The sequence below is a fragment of the Tardiphaga sp. genome, from assembly GCF_028290495.1.
In the GTDB taxonomy this organism is placed as follows: domain Bacteria; phylum Pseudomonadota; class Alphaproteobacteria; order Rhizobiales; family Xanthobacteraceae; genus Tardiphaga.
Genome location: NZ_JAQGJT010000185.1, coordinates 1 through 9668, shown reverse-complemented (window position 1 = coordinate 9668; position 9668 = coordinate 1). Strand labels below are relative to the sequence as shown.

Below are 9668 nucleotides of genomic sequence, written 5' to 3'. Positions count from 1 at the left end.
GGGAGCATGAGCACTGTCCCGTGTGAAAGGTATTACGCCGCGCCGTCGCGCATCGGCGGCTGGAACGACAGGCCGAGGTCCCACGGAAAGAAGATCCAGGTGTCCTGCGACACTTCGGTGATGAACGTATCGACCAGCGGCCGGCCCATCGGCTTGGCGTAGACCGTGGCGAAGTGCGCGTCCGGCAGCATGTCGCGCACCATGCGCGCGGTCTTGCCGGTATCGACGAGATCGTCGACGATCAGGAGCCCCTTGCCGGTGCCGCCGCCGAGCCGGGCGGCATCCTCGGAGACGCCCTTCAACACCTGCAACTCGCCCCGCTTGTTGTGGTCGTAGCTGGCGATGCAGACGGTATCGATGACGCGAACGCCGAGTTCACGCGCCACGATCGCCGCCGGCACCAGCCCGCCCCGGGTGATGGCGATGATCGCATGAAACGGGCCGGCGTTGCTCAGGCGCCAGGTCAGCGCGCGGCAGTCGCGGTGGAACTGGTCCCACGACACCGGAAATGCCTTGCCGGCGCGCTCCTGTGCGCTCATCTCCGGATGTTCTGCCATGTCGATCTCCTGGTTGGTCGGGCGGCGCGTGCCGTATCTACTTCGGCGCGTGCAGCACGGCCAGCATCTCTTTCACCGCCGCCATGGCCGCGTTGAGCTTGTCCTGGTCGCGCGAGCGCACCACCAGATTGACGTTCGGCTTCTGCGCGTCGTCGAGGAACGGGTAGCTGCCGATGATGGCGTCGGGATGCGCCTCGGCGATCGCCCGCAGGGGTCCCCCGATGTCGCCCTCGCGGGCGTCGGCGCGGACCGTCTCGGACAGCATTCGCACGCCGGACCGAAGCTTCGGCGACACGATGTCCATCATCGCCTGCATGATCGAGGGCACGCCAGCCATCACGATGACATTGCCGAGCTTGAAGCCCGGCGCCAGGATGGTGGCGCTCTGGATCAGGTCGGCGCCGTCCGGGATCCGCGCCATGCGCAGCCGGGCTTCGTTGAGGTCGGCCCCGAACCGCTCCTTGAACCGGGCGACGACGTCGGGATGGTGATCGATGGCCACGCCAAAGGCCTTGGCCACCGCGTCGGCGGTGATGTCGTCATGGGTCGGGCCGATGCCGCCGGTGGTAAAGACGTAGTCGTAACGGCCGCGCAGCGCGTCGAGTGCGGCAATGATCTCCGGCTCGTCGTCGGAGACCACGCGGACCTCCTTGAGGTCGATACCGATATTGGTGAGGTATTCGGCGATGAAGCCGATGTTCTTGTCCTTGGTCCGGCCGGACAAAATTTCGTCGCCGATCACCAGGATGCCCGCGGTCACGATTTCGCTCATCTGTCGTTCCTCACCATTCCCCGCGACCATGCGCAGGCAAGACCTTGATGTCACGGGGTTTTGCTGCCGAAACGGGCAGCGTCCCGCCGATTTTTCAGGCAGCTTTGCGATGCGCTGCTACGAATTGCTCGCCTCGAATGCATATCGCGCTGGCCCGGCCCTTGCTACCATCCTGTGACATCATGCACTCTCCGGCATGAACTCGAAAAGCAGTCAGGATTCATGGCAGTTGCGTTCGACGAAATGAACGGGCCGATGGGCGAGCTTCGCCCGGCCTATGAAGAACTCTCGCGCTGGCTCAAGGAGACGCCGCCGGATGCCCTGGAGCATCGCCGGCAGGAGGCGGAGTTGCTGTTCCGCCGGATCGGCATCACCTTTGCCGTCTACGGCGATTCCGAATCCACCGAGCGGCTGATCCCGTTCGACGTGATCCCGCGGATCATTTCCGGCAAGGAATGGACGCTGCTGGAAAAGGGCCTGAAGCAGCGCACCCGCGCCATCAACATGTTTCTGCGCGACATCTACCACGGGCGGGACATCCTGCGCGCCGGGCTGATTCCGGACGACCTGATCTTCCAGAACCCGGTTTTCCGGCCGGAGATGAACGGCCAGGACGTGCCGCATGACGTCTATGTGCACATCGCCGGCATCGACATCGTGCGCACCAATCCGGACGAATTCTTCGTGCTGGAGGACAATGCCCGAACCCCGTCGGGCGTGTCCTACATGCTGGAAAACCGCGAAATCATGATGCGGCTGTTTCCGGACCTGTTCGCCCGACACCGCGTTGCCCCGGTCGAAAAGTACCCGGACGAGCTGTTGTCCTGCCTGCGCTCGGTCGCGCCGCTCAGCGCCACATCGGAGCCGACCGTCGCGCTGATGACGCCCGGCGTCTACAATTCCGCCTATTACGAGCACTCGTTCCTGGCCGACAAGCTTGGCATCGAACTGGTCGAGGGCCGCGACCTCATCGTCAAGAACGACGAAGTGTTCATGCGCACCACCGAGGGTCTCAAGCGCGTCGACGTGATCTACCGCCGCGTTGACGACGACTTCCTCGATCCATTGTCGTTCCGCCCGGACTCCGCGCTCGGCGTGCCCGGCCTGATGTCCGCCTACATGGCCGGCAACGTCACGCTGGCCAATGCCGTGGGCACCGGGATCGCCGACGACAAGGCGATCTACAGCTACATGCCGGAGATCGTGAAATTCTATCTCGGCGAGGAACCGATCCTGAAGAACGTGCCCACCTGGCGCTGCCGCGAGCCGAAGGACCTGGCCTACGTGCTGGACAACCTCGCCGACCTGGTTGTCAAGGAAGTGCACGGCTCCGGCGGCTACGGCATGCTGATCGGCCCGGCTTCGAGCAAGGCGACCATCGAGGCGTTCCGCGACAAGCTGAAGCGCGAGCCGGAAGGCTTCATCGCGCAGCCGACGCTGGCGCTGTCGACCTGCCCGACCTGTACTGAGTCCGGCCTTGCGCCACGCCACGTTGACCTCAGGCCTTTCGTGCTGACCGGCCGCGAGAACGTCACCATCGTGCCGGGCGGGCTGACCCGCGTGGCGCTGAAGGAAGGCTCGCTGGTGGTCAATTCCAGCCAGGGCGGTGGCACCAAGGATACGTGGATTCTCGACGAATAAATTTGACTGATGACGAGCGACTTCGACACCAAACGCGCAACCTGATTTCAAACGAGTAACATCCCCGCATGCTGTCGCGCACCGCCGAGAATCTGTACTGGCTAGCCCGCTACGTCGAACGCGCCGAATATCTGGCACGGACGATCGAGGCGACGTTGCGCGTCACCGCGCTGCCGACCACCTATACCGGCCAAACCAACGAATGGGACTCGGCGCTGCTTACCGCCGGCGTCTCTTCTGCATTCTACGAGATCTACGAAGAAGCCGACGAGACGAACGTCGTCGAATATCTCTCCTTCTCCACCGCCAACCCATCCTCGATCCGCAACTGCATCGAGAACGCACGTCTGAATTCGCGCTCGGTGCGCACTGCGCTGACCAGCGAGATGTGGGACACCATCAACGGCGCCTGGATCGAATTGCAGGAAGTCTGGAGCGGCGGCGCCAAGACGCGCGAGCAACTGGCGCGCTTCCTGCGCTTCGTGCAGGAAACTTCGCTGCGCTTCGACGGCTCGGCCTACCGCACGATGCTGCGCAACGACGCCTACTGGTTCTCGCGCCTCGGCCTGCATCTGGAACGCGCCGACAACACCGCGCGCATTCTCGACGTCAAATATCATCTGCTTCTACCCGAGGAAGAGCACGTCGGCGGCCCCCTGGATTATTACCAGTGGACCTCGATCCTGCGCTCGGTGTCGGCGCTGACAGCCTATCACTGGGTGTATCGCGAGACGCTGAAGCCCTGGCTGATCGCCGATCTTCTGATCCTCAATGACACGCTGCCGCGGTCGCTCGCCTCTTGCTACGGCAACCTGGTACGCAACCTCGACCAGATCGGCGTATCCTACGGCCGCCAGGGCGCCGCCCAGCGCCACGCCCGCGGCGTCCGCAACCGCCTCGAACACAGCAATATGGACGACATCTTCCAACACGGCCTGCATGAATTCATCCAGGAGTTCATCGCGGACAACAGCCGGCTCGGCGAAATCATCGCCAAACAATACCTGATATGATTAAGCTGTCATTCCGGAGCGCGGGCGGCGCCAGCCGAACGCGAGCCTCAGCCACTCCAATTGGAGTGGCGGGGAATCTGGTCAAATTGAATCGATGGAGATTCCGGGGGCGCTCGCGCTTCGCGCTGCCGCCCCGGAATGACGAGTAACTGTCATGCGCCTGCGTATCGCCCATACGACGACCTATCGCTACGAGCCGCCGGCGTCCGGCGTGATCCAGATCCTGCGCATGACGCCCGGCAGCCATGACGGCCAGTATGTCGCGGAGTGGCAGATCGACGTCTCCACCGATTCCCGGCTCGATCTGCACGAGGATGCGTTCGGCAATGTCACCCATGTGCTGACCCACGGCCCGATTGCCGACCTCACCATCCACGTCGAGGGACTGGTCGAGACCCAGGATACCGGCGGCGTGCTGAAAGGCACCGACGAGCGCTTTCCGCCGAGCTTCTTCCTGCGCCAGACCGACCTGACCAAGGCCAACCCGGCGATGGTCACCTTCGCCCGCGAACTCGATCCGCAGCCCGAGACCGACGTGCTGGGCTACCTGCATGCGTTGATGATGGCGATCAACGAACACATGACGTTCGACGAAGACCCGACCAACACCGGCACCTCGGCGATCGAGGCCTTTACCGGAAAACGCGGCGTCTGCCAGGACTACGCGCACATCTTCATCGCCTGCGCGCGCTCCGGCGGTGTGCCCAGCCGCTTCGTCTCCGGGCACTTCCTGCGCGCCGACGGCCTTTCCGAACAGCAGGCCGGCCACGCCTGGGCGGAGGCCTACGTCCCCGATCTCGGCTGGGTCGGCTTCGATCCCGCGAATGCGATCTGCACCACAGATGCCCACGCCCGCGTCGCCATCGGCCTCGACTACCTCGGCGCCGCCCCGGTCCGCGGCACCCGCTACGGCGGCGGCATGGAAACCCTGACCGTTTCGGTCAAGGTCGATCAGGCCGGCGGCCGGCCCGGCCCGGCCCAAGGCCAGAGTCAAAGCCAGTCCTGAGGCGGCGTGTTGCCGCCACCCGGTGCAGCGCGTAAGACGCTTCCCTAATCAAGGGACCACCCATGACCTATTGCTGCGGAATTCTGGTGCGGGACGGCCTGGTGATGATCGCGGACACGCGCACCAATGCCGGCCTCGACAATGTCTCGACCTTCCGCAAGCTGCACATTTTCGACCAGCCCGGCGACCGTGTCATGGCGGTGGCCTCCGCCGGCAATCTGGCGATCAGCCAGTCGGTGCTCTCGACGCTGAGCGAAGGATTCGAGAATCCCAAATCGGGCGAGCGCGAGACGTTGCTCAACGCGCCGACCATGTTCCAGGCGGCGCAGCGGATCGGCCGTGCCATCCGCCACGTCATCGCCACCGAGGGCGAGGCGCTGGAATCCGAAGACATCAAGTTCAACGTCTCGTTCCTGTTCGGCGGCCAGATCAAGGGCGGCAAGATGCGGATGTTCATGATCTATCCGGCCGGCAACTTCATCGAATGCACCACCGACACGCCCTATCTGCAGATCGGCGAGCACAAATACGGCAAGCCGGTGCTCGACCGCGCCGTGCACTACGAAGTCGAACTGTATGAGGCGCTGAAGACCAGTCTGATTTCGATGGATTCGACGATGCGTTCCAACATCGGCGTCGGCCTGCCGATCGACGTGCTGGTCGTGCGCACCGACACCTGCGAAGCCGACCTCAACCACCGCATCGAGGCCGGCGAACCCTACTTCCACGATTTGCGCTCGCGCTGGTCGGCGGCCTTGCGCCAGGCCCATCAGAACATCCCGCGACCGCCGTACAAGAAAGAAAGCTGAGCGCGGCGATGCCGGCGCCGTTGCACTGGCGCGCCATGACCGCCGCGGACCTGCCCGCGGTCCAGGCGGTCGCCGATATCGTTCACCCCGATTTTCCCGAAGATGCGGCGGTGTTTGCGGATCGCCTCGCGCTTCATCCCGACGGCTGCTTCACGCTGCAGGGCGACGACGCCACCATTGGCTATGTTCTCAGCCATCCCTGGCATTTCAAGCAGCCGCCGAAGCTCAATGCGATCCTCAGCCGACCGGCGATGCCCGCCTCGACCTATTACATCCATGATCTCGCATTATTGCCCGCCGCGCGGAAAACCGGCGCCGCCGCGGCCATCGTAAAGACGCTGGCGGCGCATGCGCGCGCGTTGCGACTGCCGAACATGACGCTTGTTGCCGTCAACAATTCAGTTCATTTTTGGCAGCGTCAGGGCTTCGACATCGTCGTAGACCCCGAACTCGAGCGGCAATTGCGCAGCTATGACGAGCACGCCTGCTTCATGCGCCACAGACTGACCTAGAAAAACGACAGGGAAGAAACAGATGACCAAGATCGCACTCGTCACCGGCGCCGGCACCGGCGTCGGCCGCGCCGCCGCGCTCGCGCTGATGAAGACGGGTTTCACCGTCGTGCTCGCCGGCCGCCGCATCGGTCTGCTGCAGGAGACGCAGAAGCTCGGCGAGGCCGAGGGCGGCGCCAGCCTGCCGGTGTCCGCCGACATGGCCGATCCCGGCTCGATCGCCGCATTGTTCGCCAAGACGATGGACACCTATGGCCGGCTCGACGTGTTGTTCAACAATGCCGGCATGGGCGCGCCACCGGTGCCGTTCGAGGATCTCGGCCTCGAACAGTGGCAGGCGGTGGTGAACACCAACCTCACCGCGCCGTTCCTGTGCACCCAGCACGCCTTCCGCATCATGAAAGACCAGACGCCGCGCGGCGGCCGCATCATCAACAACGGCTCGATCTCGGCGCACGCGCCGCGGCCGTTCTCCGCCGCCTACACCTCGACCAAGCACGCCATCACCGGCCTCACCAAGGCCAGCAACCTCGACGGCCGCGCCTATGACATCGCGGTCGGCCAGGTCGATATCGGCAACGCCGCAACACCGATGACCGACCGCATGGTCAACGGCCCCGGCGTGATGCAGCCCGACGGCACGATGAGCCAGGAGCCGCGCATGGACGCCAAGGCGGTCGGCGACGCCGTGGCGTACATGGCCGGCCTGCCGCTCGACGCCAACGTGCTGTTCATGACGGTGATGGCGACGAAGATGCCGTTTGTCGGACGGGGATAAGCAACGGACATCTGTTCCCCGGACGCGACGCGACCAAAGTGTTGCTTCGCGTCCGGGGCCGTCCCAGATGCCAGCGTTCGCGACGATCGCGGTTCTGCAGAGTGGCACTACGCGCCGCACCGCGTCCGGGACAACAGAGTTTGTTAAGGGCGGCACCGACATTGCATGAACGCTGTCGCCCCGGCATCATCGCCGCGGCCGCGGAGGATTCATGCTGCAATTGCAATCGGCGTTTGGCGTGCTGGCGCTGCTCGCACTCGCCTGGGCGCTCGGCGAGAACCGCCGCCGTGTATCATGGCGACAAGCTGCCATTGGCCTCATCGTTACCTTTGCCACTGCGATTGCGCTGCTGAAAATCCCCGCCGTGGCGCGTGGCTTCAGCGTCATCAATGACGTCGTCAATGTGATCTCGGCGGCGTCGCGCGCCGGCACCTCGTTCGTGTTCGGCTATCTCGGCGGCGGCGCGCTGCCGTTCGACCTGAAGGCGCCCGGCGCGGATTTTGTGCTCGCCTTCCAGGCGCTGCCGATCGTGCTGGTGATGAGCGTGCTGACCATGCTGCTGTTCTATTGGCGCGTGCTGCCGCCGGTCGTACGCGGCATGGCGTGGCTGCTGGAGCGTACGCTCGGCGTCGGCGGCGCGGTGGGGCTGTCGACCGCCGCGAATGTCTTCCTCGGCATGGTGGAAGCTCCCCTCTTCATCCGGCCGTATCTGGCGCGCCTGACCCGCAGCGAGTTGTTCCTGGTGATGACCGGCGGCATGGCGGGCATCGCCGGCACGGTGCTGGTGCTCTATGCCACACTGCTGTCGCCGTTCATCCCCGACGCATCCGCGCATTTCGTCATCGCCTCGGTGCTGTCAGCGCCCGCAGCGATCCTGGTCAGCCTGATCATGGTGCCGGAGACCGACCAGCGCCGCACCATTGGCGCGCTGGTCTATCCCGAGATGGACGCTTCCAGCACGATGGACGCGATCGTCAAAGGCGCCGTGGCCGGCGTCGAACTGCTGATCAACATCATCTCGCTGCTAATGGTGCTGGTGGCTCTGGTATATCTCACCAATGCGTTGCTCGGCCTGCTGCCGAATGTCGGCGGCGGCGCGATCTCGCTGCAGCGGATGCTCGGCTATGCGATGGCGCCGGTGTGCTGGCTGATGGGGCTGCCCTGGCACGAGGCCGTCACCGCGGGCTCGCTGATGGGCATCAAGACCGTGCTCAACGAACTGATCGCCTATCTCGATTTCGCGGGGCTTGCGCCCGATGCGCTGAGCCCGCGCTCGCGCCTCATCATGCTTTATGCACTCTGCGGATTCGCCAATTTCGCCAGCCTCGGCATCATGATCGGCGGCCTCGGCACCATGGCGCCCGGCCGCCGCCGCGAAATCAATGCGCTCGGCCTCAGGTCGATCGTGTCGGGCACGCTGACAACCTGCCTGATGGGCGCGATCGTCGGCGTGCTGAGCTGAACCACGTCGTCATTCCGGGGCGAGAGCGCAAAGCGCGAACGAACCCGGAATCTCATCATGTTCATCTTGTCGAGGTTCCGGGTTCGCGCGCGGCAAGTGCCGCCCGCGCCCCGGAATGACAACGCAATTCAATGCAGCCGGAACACGCCGTCGATCGCCCGCAACTCCGCGGGCTTGATCAGTTTGGAGTGCGCGACGGTGACGGCGAACAGCGGGCCGTCCAGTTTCGCTTCCCAGAACGCGAGAAAATCCTTCAGCACCGGGAATTTGGGAAACAGGTCGTAGTCCTGCCAGACGTAGCTTTGCAGCAGAGCGGGGTGATCCGGCAACCGGTACAGGATCTGCGCCGTCGTCAGTCCGTAGCCGCGCACCTGCTTCCTGAAATCGTCAGAAACTGCACTTCGCGAGACCATTGCAACCTCCTCAGACAGAGCGCATCGGCATCAGTGGCTTCCGGTATGATCGATGACGCTCTTCTCTCCCTGTGACCACGACGCCCAACTGCGAACCGGATTCCACTTCGCCATGACGACGCGATGCATGAAGTGTGACGCATGCCATCTCCGCATCGCAAGGTTAAAAGTTTACTAATTTTTTGAAAGACTGAGCGTTAGCAGCGACTTACCGCGAGTGCTAACATCCCCGGGCGGCGCCGTTAACGGCGTTTGGCCAAATTGGCACCCGTCATATTTGAGTGCCAGAATTTCTGCTAGAAGGCCTTGCTTGGCGGTAACGTTCGGCCTATCTCCGGGTCAGTCGTGTTGGCACTTGTCGACCTCGACTGCCAAGAATACGAAATATCGAACAACTTCATAAACTTAGGAGGACTGCATGAAATTCCGTCCGCTTCACGATCGCGTTGTAGTCAAGCGCATCGACGCCGAAGAGAAGTCCGCTGGCGGCATCATCATCCCGGATAGCGCCAAAGAGAAGCCTTCGCAGGGCGAGATCGTCTCCGTCGGTCCCGGCGGCCGCGACGAAGCCGGCAAGTTGATCCCGATCGACCTCAAGGTCGGCGAGCGCGTCCTTTTCGGCAAGTGGTCGGGCACCGAGGTCAAAATCGATGGCCAGGACCTGCTGATCATGAAGGAAAGCGACATCATGGGCGTCCTCACCGA

11 protein-coding genes are annotated in these 9668 nt (G+C 63.8%); 8 read left to right on the top strand and 3 right to left on the bottom strand.

The window, feature by feature from the left end; genetic code table 11:
* Positions 1 to 32 precede the first annotated feature (32 nt).
* Both gpt and JWQ24_RS27255 read right to left on the bottom strand, forming a co-directional pair.
* Positions 33 to 557, bottom strand: a complete 525-nt coding sequence (gene gpt, locus JWQ24_RS27260; RefSeq protein WP_299718082.1) for a xanthine phosphoribosyltransferase — start codon at positions 555 to 557, stop codon at positions 33 to 35.
* 37 nt (positions 558 to 594) lie between these two features.
* On the bottom strand, positions 595 to 1329 hold the full coding sequence (locus JWQ24_RS27255; protein WP_299815332.1) for a molybdopterin-binding protein: 735 nt from the start codon (positions 1327 to 1329) through the stop codon (positions 595 to 597).
* 222 nt (positions 1330 to 1551) lie between these two features.
* Between JWQ24_RS27255 and JWQ24_RS27250 the strand changes: the two genes are divergently transcribed.
* The 7 genes from JWQ24_RS27250 to JWQ24_RS27220 all read left to right on the top strand — a co-directional run bounded on the left by JWQ24_RS27250 (position 1552) and on the right by JWQ24_RS27220 (position 8550).
* Positions 1552 to 2970 carry a circularly permuted type 2 ATP-grasp protein gene (locus tag JWQ24_RS27250; RefSeq protein ID WP_299815329.1) on the top strand — a complete coding sequence of 473 codons (1419 nt, stop codon included), beginning with the start codon at positions 1552 to 1554 and terminating at the stop codon, positions 2968 to 2970.
* Between the two features lie 68 nt (positions 2971 to 3038).
* Positions 3039 to 3983: an alpha-E domain-containing protein gene (locus JWQ24_RS27245; RefSeq protein ID WP_299815326.1), complete on the top strand. Its 945-nt coding sequence runs from the start codon at positions 3039 to 3041 to the stop codon at positions 3981 to 3983.
* A 154-nt stretch (positions 3984 to 4137) separates the two neighbouring features.
* Positions 4138 to 4989: a transglutaminase family protein gene (locus JWQ24_RS27240; RefSeq protein ID WP_299815323.1), complete on the top strand. Its 852-nt coding sequence runs from the start codon at positions 4138 to 4140 to the stop codon at positions 4987 to 4989.
* 62 nt (positions 4990 to 5051) lie between these two features.
* Positions 5052 to 5798 (top strand): proteasome-type protease, encoded by a 747-nt coding sequence (locus JWQ24_RS27235; RefSeq protein WP_299815320.1) that lies wholly within the window; start codon positions 5052 to 5054, stop codon positions 5796 to 5798.
* Positions 5799 to 5806: 8 nt separating this feature from the next.
* Positions 5807 to 6310 (top strand): GNAT family N-acetyltransferase, encoded by a 504-nt coding sequence (locus JWQ24_RS27230; protein ID WP_299815317.1) that lies wholly within the window; start codon positions 5807 to 5809, stop codon positions 6308 to 6310.
* A gap of 22 nt (positions 6311 to 6332) precedes the next feature.
* Positions 6333 to 7088 (top strand): SDR family oxidoreductase, encoded by a 756-nt coding sequence (locus JWQ24_RS27225; protein ID WP_299815314.1) that lies wholly within the window; start codon positions 6333 to 6335, stop codon positions 7086 to 7088.
* A 211-nt stretch (positions 7089 to 7299) separates the two neighbouring features.
* Entirely contained in the window at positions 7300 to 8550 is a 1251-nt protein-coding gene (locus tag JWQ24_RS27220) for a nucleoside transporter C-terminal domain-containing protein (RefSeq protein ID WP_299815310.1), read from the top strand.
* A gap of 128 nt (positions 8551 to 8678) precedes the next feature.
* Here JWQ24_RS27220 and JWQ24_RS27215 read toward each other — a convergent pair whose 3' ends face one another.
* Complete coding sequence (locus JWQ24_RS27215; protein ID WP_299815306.1) at positions 8679 to 8963, bottom strand: usg protein; 285 nt, start codon at positions 8961 to 8963, stop codon at positions 8679 to 8681.
* 418 nt (positions 8964 to 9381) lie between these two features.
* Here JWQ24_RS27215 and JWQ24_RS27210 point away from each other — a divergent pair.
* A partial coding sequence (locus JWQ24_RS27210) for a co-chaperone GroES (RefSeq protein ID WP_299815303.1) occupies positions 9382 to 9668 on the top strand: 287 nt, incomplete at its 3' end.

What these genes read in the sequence shown, in the direction of transcription:
- JWQ24_RS27220 (WP_299815310.1), top strand. Translation starts at nt 7,300, where the DNA reads ATGCTGCAATTGCAATCGGCGTTTGGCGTGCTGGCGCTGCTCGCACTC.
- JWQ24_RS27215 (WP_299815306.1), bottom strand. Translation starts at nt 8,963, where the DNA reads ATGGTCTCGCGAAGTGCAGTTTCTGACGATTTCAGGAAGCAGGTGCGC.
- JWQ24_RS27225 (WP_299815314.1), top strand. Translation starts at nt 6,333, where the DNA reads ATGACCAAGATCGCACTCGTCACCGGCGCCGGCACCGGCGTCGGCCGC.
- JWQ24_RS27245 (WP_299815326.1), top strand. Translation starts at nt 3,039, where the DNA reads ATGCTGTCGCGCACCGCCGAGAATCTGTACTGGCTAGCCCGCTACGTC.
- JWQ24_RS27230 (WP_299815317.1), top strand. Translation starts at nt 5,807, where the DNA reads ATGCCGGCGCCGTTGCACTGGCGCGCCATGACCGCCGCGGACCTGCCC.
- gpt (WP_299718082.1), bottom strand. Translation starts at nt 557, where the DNA reads ATGGCAGAACATCCGGAGATGAGCGCACAGGAGCGCGCCGGCAAGGCA.
- JWQ24_RS27240 (WP_299815323.1), top strand. Translation starts at nt 4,138, where the DNA reads ATGCGCCTGCGTATCGCCCATACGACGACCTATCGCTACGAGCCGCCG.
- JWQ24_RS27250 (WP_299815329.1), top strand. Translation starts at nt 1,552, where the DNA reads ATGGCAGTTGCGTTCGACGAAATGAACGGGCCGATGGGCGAGCTTCGC.
- JWQ24_RS27235 (WP_299815320.1), top strand. Translation starts at nt 5,052, where the DNA reads ATGACCTATTGCTGCGGAATTCTGGTGCGGGACGGCCTGGTGATGATC.
- JWQ24_RS27255 (WP_299815332.1), bottom strand. Translation starts at nt 1,329, where the DNA reads ATGAGCGAAATCGTGACCGCGGGCATCCTGGTGATCGGCGACGAAATT.